We start from the raw sequence: 16,674 nt of genomic DNA on the forward strand, positions 1-16,674 counted from the left end.
AAACTATGAAACAAGCAAACAAAAAGAATAGAAAAAGAAAATCATCAAAAAGAAGAACTTCATTGTTCCAAATTATTGCTCTTATTACAATAGGAATCGCTTTAATTTTCCTGGCGGTACAACCAAACTTTTCTAAACGATCTACTGATCAAAACAATAATAAAATAGAAATTCCTTTCACAAAAGAAGGAGAACTATCCTTTATTAGCAAGCAGGACAATTCAACAATCAGAACCATAGATCTTGAAATTGCGGAAGGTTTAGCCGAAACAGCCCAAGGATTAATGTACCGTTACTCCATGAGCGATCAGCAAGGAATGTTGTTCATTATGGACAATGAAGAAGCACAGAATTTCTGGATGAAAGAAACCTATATTTCTTTGGATATCATCTATGTGAACAGCAATTTTGAAATTGTAAGAATTCACGAGCATGCTGTGCCTTTATCGGAACAAAACATCCCATCCGTTAAAAAGGCAAAATATGTAGTTGAGGTGATTGGTGGATTTTGCGATAAGTTTGGCATTGAGGAAGGTGATAAGATAAGTTTTGAAAGCTTATAAATTATAAACAATAGGTTAAACCTATGAAAAAAAGATTGTGATAAAGTCAGGCAATTTGCCTGACTTTTTATTTACCCCTAATACTCACCAATTAAAATAAAATCAAAAAAAAGTCAATTTTCTTTTATGGAATTTCTGAGCGGATTGCATCCTTCAAGAAAACTTATATTATGAGAACAATCAGCATTTTAATTTTTAGCTTGATTTTCAGCAATCTGTTTGCTCAGGAAATCACAGAACAAGAAGTAACAAGTGAAGTAAAGGAAGCTACCGTTTTTCTCGATGGTGCCCAGATTCATCGTTACAAGGATGTTAAACTTACCAAAGGCAAAACATTGATCAAATTTGTGAACCTCTCTCCTTTTATTGATGCCAAAAGCATCCAGTTCAAAGCCAAAGGAGAGTTAACGGTTTTATCGGTAAACCATCAACTGAATCACCTTAGCAAATCACAAAAGTCAGAAGAGCTGATGGCTTTGCAAGAAAAGCTGGAACAAATACGTTCAAAGATTGAATTGGAGAACGCGCACTTATCAGTAATTGGTGAAGAACTTGACTTCTTAAAAGACAATCGAGAAATCGGCGGTAAGAATGAGCAAGTATCCTTAAGCAATTTGCAACAAACAGCGGATTATTACAGCAAGAAACTTACTTCACTGAAACTAAAGCAAATCGAAAGAAGAAATACCTTGCGTAATCTTCACAAAAAGAAACTCGACATTGAAAATCAGATGCGCAATTTGAGCAGCGAAAAGGAATATCCAACAGGCGAAGTATTGGTAAAAGTAGATGCAAAGGTAGCCAAGTCATTTCCTATGGAACTTAGCTATTTGGTGAACAATGCAGGATGGTTCCCAACTTACGATATCCGAGCCAATAAAATCAACGAACCAATTGAGTTGGTATACAAAGCCAATGTAACCCAAAATACTCGCGTTGACTGGAAGAATGTGAAGTTGACCTTCTCCTCTGCCGACCCAAACACTTCGGGTGTTGCGCCTAAGTTGATTACCTATTACCTGGACTATTACAGCAAACCACCTGTGTATAGCATTAGCTCAAACCTTATAACAGGTAAGGTAATTGCTCAAGAAGATGGTTTGGGAATGACTGGGGTAAGTGTTATTGTAAAAGGAACTACTATTGGTACAAGTACCGATTTCGATGGAAATTACTCCATTACCATACCCAATAACGCCAATCATTTGGAGTATTCATTTGTTGGTATGAATACCCAAACTCTTCCAATTGCAGGATCTACAATGAACGTATCACTTGAATCATCATCTGTAAGTTTAGATGAAGTGGTTGTAATGGGATATTCTGCTGATGCTGAACTTGAAATGGAAGACTACGACAAACCCAACTTTCCTGATTTACAAGGACAAGTTGCAGGCGTATCAATTCAGCGAGCTCCGATAGTTAAAAAACATGAGATGAAGAGCATTCCAATTTCGGTTAATCAGGTGGAGAACAAAACCTCTGTTAGTTTCCAGATCAAGCGTACCTATTCCATTAAATCGGGTAATGCCAATTTTGCCATTAATATGGCACAATACGAAATTCCTGCCGTTTACGAATACTATTGCATTCCTAAAATCGACAAGAATGCATTCCTTTTGGCAAGCATCATGGATTGGGAAAAATACAACCTACTCGATGGTGAAGCCAATGTATTTTTCGAAGATACTTACATCGGGAAAAGTCTCTTAGATCTGAGCAAAGCAAATGACACTCTACAAGTATCATTAGGAATTGACAAGCAAGTGAACGTAAACAGAGAAAAGGTAAAAGATTTTTCATCAAAGAAAATATTTGCCAAAAAGAAAGAGGAAACCATTGCCTGGAAAACAACTGTAAAGAACAACAAAAATCAGAAAATTATGATGGTGCTGATAGATCAGGTTCCTGTTTCCTCAATATCGGATATCGAAATTAACATTTTAAACCTGAGCAATGCCAAGCACAATAGCGAAACAGGTGAAATAAAATGGCTGCTCGATTTGGATCCAAGTAATAATAAGGAAGTGGAGCTAAGGTATTCTGTGAAATATCCAAAATATCGCAATTTGGTGATTGAGTAAAAACCAGCGAATTCTAAAAACATGTCAAGCATTTTTGAGATGCTTGACATATAAACCTTCTCCAATATCCATACATTCTGCAATTGCTTTAGTATATAATCCCCTAGGGATATAGTTTTATAATTTTTAAGACTGCATGAATGCTGGCTCTACCAAATTTCAAAAACTTATAAAAGAAAAAAATCCCCATCAGGAAAGGAAATTCCTGACGGGGATTTTGACTTATTATTCGACCCTAAATTTTATTCACCTTCGGTACCTCCTGTGGTGTCTTCCACTACAGCTTGTAAAGTTACATCCTGCACTGTTTGATTAGCAGCAGTAATTGCAATACCTTCTACAAGAGCAGACTCAAAACCTTCTTTGGCATACTCAACATTATAAGTACCTGCATCAATACCCAAAACAGCGTATTCGCCATTCTCACCAGTAAATGAAGTAGTATAAACAGTATCCGCAGCAATAATCGCTACCTCAACACCTTCAATTCCTACTTGCTCAGCATCGAATACAGTACCAATCAATCTACCTGCAGTAGACATGTTAGAAGCTTTAATGGTAGGCTTAAAAATGAATCCTTTAATTCCTGCAGGAGTATCCATATTACCCTGTACAACAAAAGACTTACTAACATTAAAATCCAATAACAATTCGGCAGTTAAACCGCCAGCAACCTCAACCGCTGGATCAATGAAAATTTTAATACCAGTTTGTGCACCACTTGGAACTTTTAAGTCATACTTGGTACCATCTTTAAGTACTATTTCTGCTTGGTCAACATACAATCTGATTAAATCATAAGAACCAACCGGAATATCCAAATCTACCAAATTAGCTGTTACCCCATTGCTTAAAGTAAGCAAGTTGAATGTTCTTACTTCTTCGCTTAAAAGAACAAATGGATTCTCTTCTGACTCGCCACTTTTGCGAATTTCAATTTTATTGATGGTAACATTTGCCTCGGCTACCAAGTCGGTTGGAAACGGAGCATCAGTTAACTCAAGTTTCAATTTTCCTGTAGCATCTTTGCTTGAAGAATCGTCACATGCTGTAACAAACACTCCAAATACAAATGCTGCCAAAATCAATAATACATTTTTCTTCATAGTTCTTTTTAATTTTTAATTATTCGTAATGGTATATTGCTTTTATCTTTTCTAAAATTCAATTTCATGAGTGTAGTTGATCATTTTTTTTAATCATCATTACTACACCGAATAAATGATATTATCCCCTACATCTATTTTAATTCTATCTAAAATTTCATTCCACAAGCAATACTTTTTTCCTATATCTTCAGTCATAAACTTAGCTTGTTCATGTTTATTTTATGACCCTCTGACGTTAATAGTAAAAAACCCTTTAGAATTGATGAATCGATACAATTATACGATTAAATGATGAATTTACCTGACAAAAGGCACGTTATTTCATTTGTAAATTATCTATTGATAGATTAATTTTTCTTAAACAGTAAGATGATCAATGCTATACACAAACGCTTTTACACAAAAAAAAAGACACTGATAAACAATGTCTTTTGTATTTCTATAATACAGAATTGAAAATTCGTTTTCCTTAATTCGAGAACATTTTTACCAGCCACAAAACCAGGTACAAACCAATACCCACTCCGAAAACCAATACCGATACTACAAAGGCAACTCTAATAAATGTTACATCCCAGCCTAATTTTTCGCTTAACCACTCTGATACTCCTAAAATCATATTTCTTTCTTTTTTGATGTTTACCCTAATTTAATGGTTTTATTTGGAGCTAGAATTACCTATTAGTTGAAATTGAGTATTTACATGCTAAAGGCTTGGAATGAACTGATGTCAAAGATTAGTAAAGTCTTTCCGTATCATATGGAGTACTTTCGGCTACCAAATTCGGAGTTTCCGAAAGCAAAGATTGTAAGCATGAATGCAAAATCACTTGGAGTCTGTTCATTAAAGTGTGTCAAGTAAAAGTTTAAGAAACAATTAATAACTTGACACACTTTAATGAACAGACTCATAAAAATGGAGAGTACTACTACTCTCCATCACAACTATAACTACAAATTATTAATAAAAAAAATCACAAAATTATTTCATACTTAAGTGGTTTACAGACTGGCCTCTTCTGTTTTGGTCTTCCGATAAGCCGTCATGCGCTGGCGCTTGTATTTGCTGATGTATCCCTGGCGCTTTTCATGATTTTTACGGAATACAAATTTCCCGTAATTTCGAACCTCATCTACTACCTCACGCAAGAGTGTATAGCACCTATCGCGGGTTAATTTAATGTCGTCCTCGAAATACATTTTACCATTCACCTCACCCAATAGAGTTCCCATTCTATCTGCAATTGCGGCTGCTGTATCCAATTTTTCCACTTCAAAATTAACGGCTGTTAGCAATTCAACATTGTCTTTTCCCAATACTGCTAAACTTGCCATATCCTGAATGGTATCGGCTTTCGAATCACCTTCTTTAATGGCCGACAGGCGATTTAGCAAATCTTCATGATTTCGGAAGGCAAACTCCATAAAATCGATCAGTTCGTCATGAAGTTCATACATGATCGGAGCCTCTTTTCTCCAATTTTCAACAGCTACTTGCTTCAGGGTTTGCTTGGTTTCCCAATTGGCCTGTGCCGTACGCATGGCTCCCGTAAGACTTAGCATACGATCGAGCTTGGTGGCATCGAAATTAAAGGCCAGCAACATAGGCAAATCTTGCTTGGCACGAGAATGCAAGGATTCTACCTCTCCAATAAAAATCCAGTACGGAATGTCACAATACTTGATATTTTCTTCAGGTACTGCATTGATCTCTTCCAGGTGATCTAATAAATCTTGTTGATCTGACATAATAAAACTTTTTAAAAAATTAATATTATCCCTCTCCACAAATCCGTTCCCAAATAGATAAATTTAAGTAAGTGAGATGAGTCAGGTCTCAATTTTACCATAACAACAACTAAGCTATAAATAATTTATTTCTAAAAAAAACCATTTCATTGATTTTTTATTTATTAAAAATCATTTTCTATGTTCAATTTACACATCTAATCCAATGTTCATGCATATTTAAGAAGAATCGAAAAAATTTATTTTTTATGCAAAGTTTAATTTTTGAGAATTATTTTTCCACATGTCTATTTTTCTAATATTTACAAACATTAACATTTAAACCTCCCTAAACACGAAAGTAAATTCATAATATTCTGCCATTCCTAAAAAAGCAAAAACAAAGCTTTCTGACTCCATTCCAAATGGCAATCAAAAACAGGATCTCACACCCAATTCAAAATCCTCTCTCAATATATAATTCATAATTTATAAAGCTTCAAAATTGTACCTCAAAAAGACTAAACAATAATGGTTTCCTTGGAATGATTGAGTAAGATATGTAATTTCGGTAGCTAGTAAATATAAAGGTGTACAACACATCCTCTCGTGTGGTAGTTTTAACAAATGACCTTAAAACATACTATTTATGAAAAAATTATTAAATTTTATATTGTTGGTTCTAAGCTCAATTACCGTTTATTCTCAAGTAGACTATAGAAAAGTATATGAGTATGGTGAATACCAGGAGAATTGGGCAAAAGTAAAATCGATTACCGGCACTTATGGATTTGTTGACAAAAGTGGAAAACAAATTGTTCCTGCGATTTACAAGAAAATAGAAAAATTCACCAGAGATAATGGGAATTTGGCATTGGTAAAATCGATTGCCGGTGAATATGGAATGATCGATAAAAGTGGTAAAGAAGTGATCCCAGCAAAATATTCAAAAATTGGAAAGTTTAATGAATTTGGGAAAGGACTAGCATTGGTGAAATCTATTACTGATGAATATGGACTGATTGATAAAAACGGCAAAGAAGTGGTCCCAGCGAATTATTCAAAAATTGGAAAATTCAATGAAATTGAAAGAGGGTTAGCTTTGGTCAAATCTGTCGTTGGCACTTATGGATTTGTTGACAAAAAAGGGAATGAAATCGTTGAACCCATATATACGCTCAAACAGATAGAATCAAAGCATTATAAAATAGTCACAAAATAAACGCCCTCTACTCTCCCGTTTTGGAAAATCATCAACATACAAAGCCAATCACATGAACACAGCACTAAAAAAATCACTGGAACAAGAAAGCACAGATGAATTGTTCTTTTACTTTAAGCACGATGGTGCTTACAATTTCGAGAAGAAAATAATTGCAGGAACACTACTTAAAGAAAGAGGTTTCAATAAACAAATACTGCAAGAAGAAAAGCAACTTTACATAGAAGAATTGCAAACCGATTTAAAAGAAGGCGCAACACCTGGGCTTTTGCTTAAAAAGAGCAAGCAAAAGGTTATTAGAAAGATGTTAGGCTGGTTGGTTATGTTCTTACTATTCTTGTCGATAGAAATAGTTGATAATTTTGCACAAGCAGATAAGGATTGGAAATCAATGGGAATTGTTTTAACCATTGGACTTAGCATGCTTGTATACAGCTTTTTTTTCTACAAAAAACATATCAACAAATTGATGCATGAGGGTGCCAAAAACAATGAATTGCTTCGTCTTCGTTTGAGCTATATTCAGAAGGAGTGGGATTTTTAATACCAACAAATATATGATCAAAAACATACTAAACTTATGTCTTTTAATTCTGACATTATTTTCAGCTAAAGCTCAAGACCAAAGAACAAAAAACAATAGTGTTTTTATTGAACTCCTTGGGGCGGCCGGTCATTATTCCATTAACTATGACAAAAGTCTACCTATTCAAAACAATTTTGGGATCAGGATGGGAATAGGATTTTCTCCATCATTAATTGGTGGTCATTCCTCCCCCAGATTCCCGATACAAGTAAAAGTTTACAAGAAAGTTAAAAAGCATACATGGGAAACAGGTTTGGCTTTTACACATATCTTTCGGACAATCCACATATTGGTTTTAGCGAAAAGTTGAAGGATCCTACATTAGCGTTATTTGCTCAATTAGGCTACAAACGTTCCATCTTAAAAGATAAGTATTATTGGGGTGTAGCACTAACTCCACTCCTGTTTGACGAAAGAGATTGGGAAGTTTATCCTTGGGCAGCTTTACGATTTGGATATCAGTTTTAATTGCGAGCCAAGTCAGTTCTTTAACATTTACATGTCAAGCATCTCAAAGATGCTAGACATATTACGACTTTTGCTAGTAAAAATTGAAAGAAACAACTAACACCCTTATATGAAACACACTAGCCCACCCTACTTATTTTATTCTTATTTCAAGCTCTTTTTGCTCAAGTGAATTACCATCCAAAATATAGAGAAGTAATCGCATCCATTGAAAAGAACTTTACTACCAAATTTGGAGGTAAATAATTTAACTTCAAGAAAGGTTTTGATACTACAGACCTCAAAAAAAAGCCAAGGCAATGCCTTGGCTTTACTAATTTAACAGGGGAATCTTTCAGCTATATGATATACTAGTTTGATTGCCATTTGATTTATTCACAATCGAAAAATGTAACTATTTACACTCAGCCTTATACTGATCAACTACCACTTTTATTCCATCTGGAGTTTCAACATAATGGTAGATAACATGCACAGTTGCCACTTTTCCTTCTCCTATTTTAACCAAATCCCATTTTGAAGTATACATATAATTGAGTTTTGGCTCCCCAAAATCTATCCTACTTGAAAACTTCACTTTAACATGATATGGATCTCCTGTAATTTGACCATCTACAGTACCCATATAACTTTCCTTCACAAAATTATCATTAAAAACAGCATGATAATGAACTGTTCCGAAAACCCATTCGCTATAACAATGAATGAACACTCCCACATCTATATCCTGATCGACAACCGTTGCCTGAGCCTTAGTATCAACACTCATTAAACTCATACAAATCACACCAACCAATACAATTAAATATTTCTTCATGACTTTCACTTATTAATCATTAAAAACAAGTAGAAATAGAATGATCCCGGTAAAACTGATATTTGCTCATTCCAACTCATAAATACCTCCTTTCTGTCCTTATGGGATTATTCATACATAATAAAAGACAAGTAATTGTTTTACTTGCAAATTATTTTCTTAGAGAAAAGACAAGTAAAGTTGTTTGCAAATCAGCCCCAACCACTCTCTGTCTAACAATTATATATTGATAATAATTTCAAAATAATATCTTAAACACATAAAGCATTTTAAAACTATTCCAGAAGAAAATTGATGTAAAATTACGGAAGAAATAAAACAAAGTCAAAACGAACACAACTCCTTAATAAATAATAACAAAGCTTAAAATAGATATTTCAAACTTAATCACCTCGTATAATCTGAATTTAGCATACAAAAACAACCCAACAATCAATTGTTATGTTTTCTTAAACAATTCTAAATAAGATTATCACAAACATTGCAAAATCACAAATAAGATCATAAAATCATAGCTTAATTGACTTTTAATATAGATAAACCCTTGGGTATTATTGATACTTTTTCCTCTTCTACTTTTGGGCTTATTTAGACATTTTTTCTCAAGATCAATCATTTAATACTAACACTCATACTCACAAAAATTTATTAGAGAATAATTATCTCCTTCAACTTCATTCATAAATTATTTAGTGATTAAAAAAAATCAGTATCTTCAAAATTGGAATTACTTAACCAAAAATAAATAATTGTGAATATGAGAAAAGCAATTGAAATACTGATTCTACTCCTGATTGTAACGGCTTGCAACGATGATTCAAATAAATACCCTATAAAGCAGGCAAATTGGGAAAGCAAACAAATTACGATGGATAGCAATGAGAAGTATTTTCATGGAAAAACTTACCTTCCTGTTTACTCTCATATCTATCATCATCACGAACACAAAACATTTGATCTTACCACTACGGTAAGCATCCGAAATGTATCTGAACGTGATTCTGTTTTTCTCTTGAAGGCAAATTATTACAATACAATTGGTGAGAATATCAGGCAATACATTAAAAAGCCCATTTATCTAAAACCGCTCGAAACCTTAGAAATTATAATTGAAGAACAGGATAATGAGGGCGGTTCAGGTGCAAATTTTATTTTTGATTGGGCCATGAACAATGATAAAAATCCCCCATTATTTGAAGCTGTAATGATTTCTACTTCTGGTCAACAAGGTCTTTCGTACACAACCAGAGGAGTACAAGTTTTTGAATAGTCATCTATTCTATCGAATTCCCCCTTTAATGTTGGTGTTACGAATTGGAACTTACTCTAAAAAATTACCGCACGAGAAAATACGTGCGGTAATTCATAAAATGGTTGATAGTTAGAGTCAAGGGATTGCCTTGGCTTTATTTTTAAATGCTATTTGAAACTTCCATCAGGCTGTAGAAAACGCTGACGGGAGTTATTCTTTATTGTAAGGATTCCAGAAATTCTGCAGCATTTCCTTTTTCCAATGCCTTAATAAATGCAGTTCCAATTATGGCACCATTTGAAAAGCTGGCTGCATGTTGGAAACTAGTTTTGTCGTGTATTCCGAAGCCGATTAATGATGGAATATCAAGACCTGCAATTTTCTTGAAGTAAGCCTCACGCTCTTTGCTGGCTTGCAATGCCCCACCCGTTGTGGCAGCTGTAGAAACCATATATAAAAATCCACTGGCAGCTTTCTCGATAATGGTCAAACGCTTTTCGGTAGTCTGCGGTGTTACCAACAAGACATTGTGCACACCTGCTGCCTCGAATTTTTCTTCGTATTCTTCCTGGTACTCCTCCAAAGGCAAATCAGGTAAGATCACCCCATCAATTCCCACCTTTTGGCATTCTGCAAGAAAAACATCTACCCCAAATTTGTAAACGGTATTCCAGTAGCCCATTAAAATCAAAGGCATTTTAATTGTTTTTCGTGCATCTTTTAGCTGATTAAACAAAAGCTGCAAACTCATGCCATTGTCCAAAGCCTGTTTGGCTGCGGATTGAATTACTGGTCCATCTGCCAAAGGATCAGAAAAAGGAATGCCAATTTCTACCAGGTCGACACCTTTGTCCTGCAATAGTTGTAAGGTTGGAAGCGTATCTTCCAGTTTAGGATATCCCGCAGGAAAGTAAATGGATAAGATATCCTTTTGTTTATTTTGAAATAATTGATCGATTCTGTTCATTGTTAGTTTTATTAGAGACGCACTGCCGTGCGTCTGTACATTTTTCCGAGTTAAACGGCTGTGCGTCTGTACATTTTGTAGAGATGCATAGCAATGTGTCTGTACTTAACGGTATTGAGTCCGTACAAAATTCAATTCGTTATTAAGCAAAGTGTTTCATGTAGGTTTCCATATCCTTATCGCCACGTCCTGATAGGTTGACCACCACTACATCATCTTTCTTGAACTGCATTTTTTCCAAAATAGCCAATGCATGTGATGATTCAAGTGCCGGAATAATGCCTTCTGATTCTGCCAGCACTTTTGCCGCATTCAGTGCCTCTTCATCGGTAGCCGACAGGAATTGCGCTCTTCCCGAAACAGCCAAATGAGCATGCAATGGCCCAACTCCAGGGTAATCCAAACCTGCCGAAATGGAATAAGGTTCGGTAATTTGCCCGTCCTCATCCTGCATTAGCATGGTTTTACTTCCGTGGATAAAACCGATATCACCAATGGTAATGGTTGCCGCAGTTTCACCACTGTCCACACCCAAACCAGAGGCTTCAACTGCTACTAAATTCACATCTTTCTCGTTCAGATAATGGTAAAATGCTCCAGCTGCATTACTTCCTCCACCTACACATGCAATTACATAGTTCGGATTTGGATTTCCTGTCTCTTTTTCCAATTGCTCACGAATTTCTTCTGAAATAATCGATTGTAAGCGGGTTACCAAATCAGGATAAGGATGTGGGCCAACGACCGATCCAATCAAGTAAAATGATTCCGGATTTGCAATCCAATCGCGAATGGCTTCATTGGTGGCATCTTTCAGGGTTTGATTTCCAGAGACTGCAGGAACTACCTTCGCACCCAACATTTTCATACGAGCCACATTGGGGGCTTGTCGTTCCACATCTAATGCTCCCATATACACCACACACTCCAAACCAAACAAGGCGCAAACCGTAGCAGTTGCTACACCATGCTGACCCGCTCCGGTCTCGGCAATGATTCTCTTCTTGCCCATATACTTGGCCAATAGAATTTGCCCTATGGTATTGTTGATTTTATGCGCTCCCGTATGGGTTAAATCCTCACGTTTCAGGTAGATATTGGTTCCATATCTCTTCGATAGATTCCCCGCTTTGGTCAATGGTGTTGGACGACCTACGTAGTTATCCAATAAACGAGCATAATCTTTCTTGAATTGCTCTGAAGCCAATATTTTTAGGTAATTCTCTTGTAGTTCATCAACATTCTTACGAAGTAATTCAGGAATATAAGCCCCACCGAACTCTCCATAGTAACCTCTTTCGTCAACTGCATATTTATCTTTGTTCATTGTATTCAATTCTAATTTGTTTAGGAAGATCTCTAATTGATCTGCATTTTTCTTGGCAGGTTGCAATTCAAATCCTGAGTTCAGATCCAGAGCATAGAGCTTACCGTGTGACAATTGTTTAATCTGCTCTGCATCCTGAGCCCCAATTCCACCGCTCAGAAAAAAGGGAGTCGATCCTTTGTAATTTTCCAATAGCTCCCAGTTGAATTTTCTGCCACTACCCCCGTAGTTTTCAGTTTTGGTATCGAATAGGAAAAAATCACAAACATTCTCATATTCTTCCAAGCTCTCAAATTGAAAGTTGTCATTCATCTGAAAGGCTTTAATCACCTCAAAACCTGCTTCTTTTACTTTTTGGCAGTATTCTGCTGATTCGCCACCATGCAACTGTATAGCATCCAGCTTGTATTTCTCTCCTTTTGCCAATAAAACATCCAATTCTTCATTCACAAAAACCCCAACTTTTTGTATTCTTTTGGGTAAAAGGGCTGGAATCTCAGTATCGAACTCATCTCCTACATATCTTGGTGATTTTGGATAGAAAATAAATCCCGCATAGTCAATTGGCAACTGTAACAACTCCTTGATGTTCTTGCTATATTTTAATCCACAAACTTTGATTTTCATTGTTTTGGGTTTTGAAAGGTCTCACTTAATTAATGGACACGACATGTCGTGTCCCTACGATATTTCTTTAATGAACTCGTTACATGCATCACCAGGAGAACTTTGCTTCATAAAACACTCTCCCATCAGGAATGCCTGAAATCCTTTATCTCTCATTTCTTTCACGATACCTGAACTGCTTAAACCACTTTCAGCCACGCGAATCATATCTTCAGGTAACTTACTGCCCAGTTGAATCGATTTATCGGTATCAACCGAAAAAGTCTTTAGGTTTCGGTTATTAATGCCCACCAAATCCACAAACTTGTTTACATGTTCAAGTTCCGATTCATCGTGCAGTTCAAGAAGTACTTCCATACCCAATTCCTTTGCCAGAAATGCAAAATCTTTGCATCGTTGTGGCGTTAGAATTGCTGCAATCAGCAGAATTACATCAGCTCCCATGGCTTTTGATTGGTATATCTGGTAAGGGTCGACAATGAATTCTTTGCGCAGAAGTGGAATTTGCAATGTTTTCCTTGCTTTATCAAAATCTTCAGCCTTTGCCCCAAAAAAGCTCTCATCTGTCAAGACCGAAACCATTGATGCACCTGCTTGCTGGTACTTTCCAACCACCTCGTCCGGAGTAGCATTGCCGTTAATCACACCTTTAGAAGGAGATTGACGTTTGAATTCTGCAATCACACCAGAAGCACCTGTTTTTGTGATCGACTCCTTGGCAGAATAACACTTTCTCTTGAAATTCTCCTCACTCATCACCTGGTAAATAGGTTGCTTCATCTTCTGAATTGCAACTTCAGACAACTTCTTCTGAACGATCTGATCTAATATATTTGGTTTTGCACTCATCCTCTAGTTCGTTAATTTCTTCAACACCTCATATGCTTTTCCAGATTCTAAAGACTCAACCGCTCTTGCAATTGCATCACCCCTGCTGATTTCAGGATGCAGACAATGAATTGCCAATCCTGCATTTCTGGTCACCACAGCATTTTGCGCATCAGTTCCTTCTCCTTTTAGAATATCAGTAAATATCTTAGCTGCCTGCGCTACACTTTCTCCACCGTACAATTCGCTTGGATCTAGTTTTCTATACCCCAATTCTTCAGGTTCCAACAATTCTTCCATGCCATTTCCAATCAGTTTTACCTTATCGGTTAATGAAACCTCATCGTAACCATCAACACCATGAATAATGGTATATTTTGAATCGGTTTGCTGCAGCAAATACTGATACAATCGTGCCAATTCCAAATCAAACACGCCAACAATCTGATGTTTTGGTCTCGAAGGATTCACCAAAGGACCCAGCATGTTAAAGAAAGTTCGCACTCCCAAGTTACGACGAATTGGAGCGATATTCTTCATGGCAGGATTGAATAATGGCGCATGCAAAAAGCAGATTCCAGCTTTGTCCAAATCTCTTTTCAAATCTTCTTCCTTGCTTTTAAACTGGTAACCCAATTCTTCCATCACATTTGAAGAACCACTTAATGAAGAAACACCATAGTTTCCGTGTTTGGTAACCATTTCTCCTGCTCCGGCTACAACAAAGGATGCCAAGGTTGATATGTTAAAGGTATTTTTGCCATCGCCACCTGTTCCACACAAATCAACTCCATTGTATTCCGATAAATCGACAGAGATCCCAAGCTCCAGTAATGCCTCACGAAAACCAGTCAACTCTTCAACAGTAATGCTACGCATCATGAAAACCGTTAGAAAAGAGGTAATTTGAAATTCATTGAATTCCCCTTTGGTAATTTGTATCAGAACCTCCTTGGCTTCCTCTTGTTTCAGGCTTTTGTGTTCGAATAGGTGCTGTAATATATTTTTCATTTTATTTCTTGATCTTTGATTTTTACTATTGAGATATTTTAATTGGTTTTTGGGTTTTAAGCTTTCAACCAATTCTCAATCATCTTCATTCCTTCAGGAGTTAAAACTGATTCAGGATGAAATTGAACACCTTCTACATCATACTCTTTGTGGCGAATTCCCATAATTGCACCTTCCGAATCACGACATGTAATTTCGAGGCAATCAGGCAAATCCTGCTCAACTACATTCCACGAATGGTATCTTGCTGCCTGAAATTCCTGGTCAATTCCATGTAATACTCCCTGATCAGATTCAGTTCTAAAAATAGAAGTCGCCACACCATGATATACCTTATTCAAATTCTCGATGCTACCACCAAAAACCTCTGCAATGGCCTGCTCTCCCAAACAAACACCCAAGATTGATTTTGTAGCTGCATATTCTTTAATCAAGTCTTTTATAATTCCAGCCTCATCAGGAATTCCAGGGCCAGGCGACAGTAAGATCTTATCGTATTTGGCTACATCTTTCAGCTCAATTTCTCTGTTTCTGTAAACATCAATATCATTGGCTCCCAGCTTTCGCAAATATTCAACCAAATTATAGGTGAACGAATCGTAATTATCTAATACTAAAATTTTCATCGTTTAAATATTTTGTGCCAATTCCATTGCTTTACGCAAAGCTGCCAGCTTGTTACTTACCTCGTTCAATTCACTCTCTTCACTCGATTTTTCTACCACTCCTGCTCCTGCCTGATAATACAATCTATTGTTCTTACTCAGGAAACTACGAATCATGATGGCTTGGTTTACTTCACCGTTAAAACCTAAAGCTCCAATGCAACCACCATAAAAACCACGTGCAGTTGGTTCATATTCATCAATCAATTGCATGGCTCTGTATTTTGGTGCTCCCGATAAGGTTCCTGCAGGGAAAGTATCTCCCATCAGCTGGAATGGATTGTAATCATCAGGCAATTCTCCTGACACTTTCGACACCAAATGAATCACATGCGAGAAGTATTGTACCTCACGAAAAGTTTCCACTTTGATATTTCGTGCATCACGACTCAAATCATTTCTTGCCAGATCCACCAACATTACATGCTCGCTTTGCTCCTTTTCATCCTTTAGCAATTCCTCGGCTAATGCTGCATCTTTTACAGCATTCCCTGTTCGTTTAAAAGTTCCTGCAATTGGGTGAATGTATGCTTTCTTGTTCTTGATTTCGATCTGAGCCTCAGGTGAAGAGCCCATAATTCGGTACGATCCATAATCGAAATAGAATAAATAAGGCGATGGATTAATTGATCGTAGAGCACGATACAAGTTAAAATCATCACCTTTATAATCATGTGAAAATTGTCTCGACAATACAATCTGGAAAACATCTCCTCTCCTGCAATGTTGTTTTCCTTTGCGTACCATATCCATATAGGTCTGATCATCCATATTGGATTGCTCTTGTCCTTCCAGTGAGAAGCTAAAAGCAGGCAAAGTTCTGTTTCTTAACAAATCAGACACTTCACGAATTCTGGATTCATTTCCATTCTCCACCAACTCAATTATCTTCAAGGTATTGTTGAAGTGGTTTACCTCAATGATAAAGCGATAAAGTGAATAGCGCATTTGTGGAATTCCTGACTGTTTTTTGTTTGTATTAAACTCTAAATCCTCGAAGAAAGGAACAGCATCATAGGCTGTATATCCAAAAAGAGCATTTGCCTTGGTCACATTCTCCTTGTCCTCCAAATCGAATTGATTGACAAAAGCTTTTAGTCGATCCGAAACAAATCTCTTGCCTTTTCCTCTTGCATCAATATGTTGCTTGTTTCCAAAAACTTCCTCAATCAAATCACCATCCTTTAACTGAATACTGGCAATTGGCTCCAAGGCTATAAAAGAACTTGCATTTTCAGGACTGTGATAATCCGAACTCTCCAATAGAATCGCACCAGGGAATCGATCTCGAAGTTTTAGGTACATACTCACTGGTGTAATCACATCGGCAAGCATTTCTTTTTTCAGGTATTTAAATTTTATCATGACTAATAGTTATTTTCCAAGTTTGGTACAAAAAAAAACGGCCTACTGAGTTTCA

The 16,674-nt window shown here is 36.4% G+C and carries 16 protein-coding genes; 6 read left to right on the forward strand and 10 right to left on the reverse strand.

What is annotated here, in order from left to right; translation table 11 throughout:
- The first annotated feature begins 5 nt into the window (after window positions 1–5).
- Entirely contained in the window at window positions 6–563 is a 558-nt protein-coding gene (locus ACKPCA_RS07225) for a DUF192 domain-containing protein (RefSeq protein WP_321282209.1), read from the forward strand.
- A 170-nt stretch (window positions 564–733) separates the two neighbouring features.
- The gene (locus ACKPCA_RS07230; RefSeq protein ID WP_321282210.1) at window positions 734–2,647 is read left to right on the forward strand and encodes a DUF4139 domain-containing protein; all 1,914 of its coding nucleotides are present in this window, start codon (window positions 734–736) and stop codon (window positions 2,645–2,647) included.
- A gap of 242 nt (window positions 2,648–2,889) precedes the next feature.
- Here the strand turns inward: ACKPCA_RS07230 and ACKPCA_RS07235 are convergent, their stop codons facing one another.
- The 3 genes from ACKPCA_RS07235 to ACKPCA_RS07245 all read right to left on the reverse strand — a co-directional run bounded on the left by ACKPCA_RS07235 (window position 2,890) and on the right by ACKPCA_RS07245 (window position 5,505).
- Window positions 2,890–3,753 carry a DUF4382 domain-containing protein gene (locus ACKPCA_RS07235; protein ID WP_321282211.1) on the reverse strand — a complete coding sequence of 288 codons (864 nt, stop codon included), beginning with the start codon at window positions 3,751–3,753 and terminating at the stop codon, window positions 2,890–2,892.
- Window positions 3,754–4,225: 472 nt separating this feature from the next.
- Window positions 4,226–4,375 (reverse strand): PspC domain-containing protein, encoded by a 150-nt coding sequence (locus ACKPCA_RS07240; protein ID WP_321282212.1) that lies wholly within the window; start codon window positions 4,373–4,375, stop codon window positions 4,226–4,228.
- Window positions 4,376–4,758: 383 nt separating this feature from the next.
- Entirely contained in the window at window positions 4,759–5,505 is a 747-nt protein-coding gene (locus ACKPCA_RS07245; RefSeq protein ID WP_321282213.1) for a hypothetical protein, read from the reverse strand.
- A gap of 628 nt (window positions 5,506–6,133) precedes the next feature.
- Between ACKPCA_RS07245 and ACKPCA_RS07250 the strand changes: the two genes are divergently transcribed.
- The 3 genes from ACKPCA_RS07250 (at window position 6,134) to ACKPCA_RS07260 (ending at window position 7,760) form a co-directional block, all read left to right on the forward strand.
- Entirely contained in the window at window positions 6,134–6,706 is a 573-nt protein-coding gene (locus ACKPCA_RS07250; RefSeq protein ID WP_321282214.1) for a WG repeat-containing protein, read from the forward strand.
- Window positions 6,707–6,758: 52 nt separating this feature from the next.
- Window positions 6,759–7,250 carry a hypothetical protein gene (locus ACKPCA_RS07255; protein WP_321282215.1) on the forward strand — a complete coding sequence of 164 codons (492 nt, stop codon included), beginning with the start codon at window positions 6,759–6,761 and terminating at the stop codon, window positions 7,248–7,250.
- Window positions 7,251–7,532: 282 nt separating this feature from the next.
- Window positions 7,533–7,760: a hypothetical protein gene (locus tag ACKPCA_RS07260; protein WP_321282216.1), complete on the forward strand. Its 228-nt coding sequence runs from the start codon at window positions 7,533–7,535 to the stop codon at window positions 7,758–7,760.
- 394 nt (window positions 7,761–8,154) lie between these two features.
- On the opposite strand, the gene ACKPCA_RS07265 is transcribed toward ACKPCA_RS07260, so the two are convergent.
- Window positions 8,155–8,577, reverse strand: a complete 423-nt coding sequence (locus ACKPCA_RS07265) for a hypothetical protein (protein ID WP_321282217.1) — start codon at window positions 8,575–8,577, stop codon at window positions 8,155–8,157.
- A gap of 757 nt (window positions 8,578–9,334) precedes the next feature.
- Between ACKPCA_RS07265 and ACKPCA_RS07270 the strand changes: the two genes are divergently transcribed.
- Window positions 9,335–9,847 carry a DUF3124 domain-containing protein gene (locus tag ACKPCA_RS07270; protein WP_054720231.1) on the forward strand — a complete coding sequence of 171 codons (513 nt, stop codon included), beginning with the start codon at window positions 9,335–9,337 and terminating at the stop codon, window positions 9,845–9,847.
- Window positions 9,848–10,046: 199 nt separating this feature from the next.
- Here ACKPCA_RS07270 and trpA read toward each other — a convergent pair whose 3' ends face one another.
- The 6 genes from trpA to ACKPCA_RS07300 all read right to left on the reverse strand — a co-directional run bounded on the left by trpA (window position 10,047) and on the right by ACKPCA_RS07300 (window position 16,619).
- Window positions 10,047–10,796 (reverse strand): tryptophan synthase subunit alpha, encoded by a 750-nt coding sequence (gene trpA / locus ACKPCA_RS07275; protein WP_321282218.1) that lies wholly within the window; start codon window positions 10,794–10,796, stop codon window positions 10,047–10,049.
- 142 nt (window positions 10,797–10,938) lie between these two features.
- Complete coding sequence (locus ACKPCA_RS07280) at window positions 10,939–12,750, reverse strand: bifunctional phosphoribosylanthranilate isomerase/tryptophan synthase subunit beta (RefSeq protein ID WP_321282219.1); 1,812 nt, start codon at window positions 12,748–12,750, stop codon at window positions 10,939–10,941.
- Window positions 12,751–12,804: 54 nt separating this feature from the next.
- Window positions 12,805–13,599 carry an indole-3-glycerol phosphate synthase TrpC gene (gene trpC / locus ACKPCA_RS07285; RefSeq protein ID WP_321282220.1) on the reverse strand — a complete coding sequence of 265 codons (795 nt, stop codon included), beginning with the start codon at window positions 13,597–13,599 and terminating at the stop codon, window positions 12,805–12,807.
- Between the two features lie 3 nt (window positions 13,600–13,602).
- Complete coding sequence (gene trpD, locus ACKPCA_RS07290; RefSeq protein ID WP_321282221.1) at window positions 13,603–14,589, reverse strand: anthranilate phosphoribosyltransferase; 987 nt, start codon at window positions 14,587–14,589, stop codon at window positions 13,603–13,605.
- A gap of 56 nt (window positions 14,590–14,645) precedes the next feature.
- Window positions 14,646–15,215 (reverse strand): anthranilate synthase component II, encoded by a 570-nt coding sequence (locus ACKPCA_RS07295; RefSeq protein WP_321282222.1) that lies wholly within the window; start codon window positions 15,213–15,215, stop codon window positions 14,646–14,648.
- A gap of 3 nt (window positions 15,216–15,218) precedes the next feature.
- Window positions 15,219–16,619, reverse strand: a complete 1,401-nt coding sequence (locus ACKPCA_RS07300) for an anthranilate synthase component I family protein (RefSeq protein WP_321282223.1) — start codon at window positions 16,617–16,619, stop codon at window positions 15,219–15,221.
- Window positions 16,620–16,674: the final 55 nt, after the last annotated feature.

The organism is Marinifilum fragile (assembly GCF_963677365.1).
GTDB lineage: Bacteria > Bacteroidota > Bacteroidia > Bacteroidales > Marinifilaceae > Marinifilum > Marinifilum fragile.

Coding starts and splice junctions, on each gene's coding strand:
- ACKPCA_RS07245 (WP_321282213.1), bottom strand. CDS start 5,505: ATGTCAGATCAACAAGATTTATTAGATCACCTGGAAGAGATCAATGCA.
- trpC (WP_321282220.1), bottom strand. CDS start 13,599: ATGAGTGCAAAACCAAATATATTAGATCAGATCGTTCAGAAGAAGTTG.
- ACKPCA_RS07270 (WP_054720231.1), top strand. CDS start 9,335: ATGAGAAAAGCAATTGAAATACTGATTCTACTCCTGATTGTAACGGCT.
- ACKPCA_RS07265 (WP_321282217.1), bottom strand. CDS start 8,577: ATGAAGAAATATTTAATTGTATTGGTTGGTGTGATTTGTATGAGTTTA.
- ACKPCA_RS07225 (WP_321282209.1), top strand. CDS start 6: ATGAAACAAGCAAACAAAAAGAATAGAAAAAGAAAATCATCAAAAAGA.
- ACKPCA_RS07280 (WP_321282219.1), bottom strand. CDS start 12,750: ATGAAAATCAAAGTTTGTGGATTAAAATATAGCAAGAACATCAAGGAG.
- ACKPCA_RS07260 (WP_321282216.1), top strand. CDS start 7,533: ATGGGAAACAGGTTTGGCTTTTACACATATCTTTCGGACAATCCACAT.
- ACKPCA_RS07230 (WP_321282210.1), top strand. CDS start 734: ATGAGAACAATCAGCATTTTAATTTTTAGCTTGATTTTCAGCAATCTG.
- ACKPCA_RS07250 (WP_321282214.1), top strand. CDS start 6,134: ATGAAAAAATTATTAAATTTTATATTGTTGGTTCTAAGCTCAATTACC.
- ACKPCA_RS07300 (WP_321282223.1), bottom strand. CDS start 16,619: ATGATAAAATTTAAATACCTGAAAAAAGAAATGCTTGCCGATGTGATT.
- trpA (WP_321282218.1), bottom strand. CDS start 10,796: ATGAACAGAATCGATCAATTATTTCAAAATAAACAAAAGGATATCTTA.
- ACKPCA_RS07240 (WP_321282212.1), bottom strand. CDS start 4,375: ATGATTTTAGGAGTATCAGAGTGGTTAAGCGAAAAATTAGGCTGGGAT.
- ACKPCA_RS07255 (WP_321282215.1), top strand. CDS start 6,759: ATGAACACAGCACTAAAAAAATCACTGGAACAAGAAAGCACAGATGAA.
- ACKPCA_RS07295 (WP_321282222.1), bottom strand. CDS start 15,215: ATGAAAATTTTAGTATTAGATAATTACGATTCGTTCACCTATAATTTG.
- trpD (WP_321282221.1), bottom strand. CDS start 14,589: ATGAAAAATATATTACAGCACCTATTCGAACACAAAAGCCTGAAACAA.
- ACKPCA_RS07235 (WP_321282211.1), bottom strand. CDS start 3,753: ATGAAGAAAAATGTATTATTGATTTTGGCAGCATTTGTATTTGGAGTG.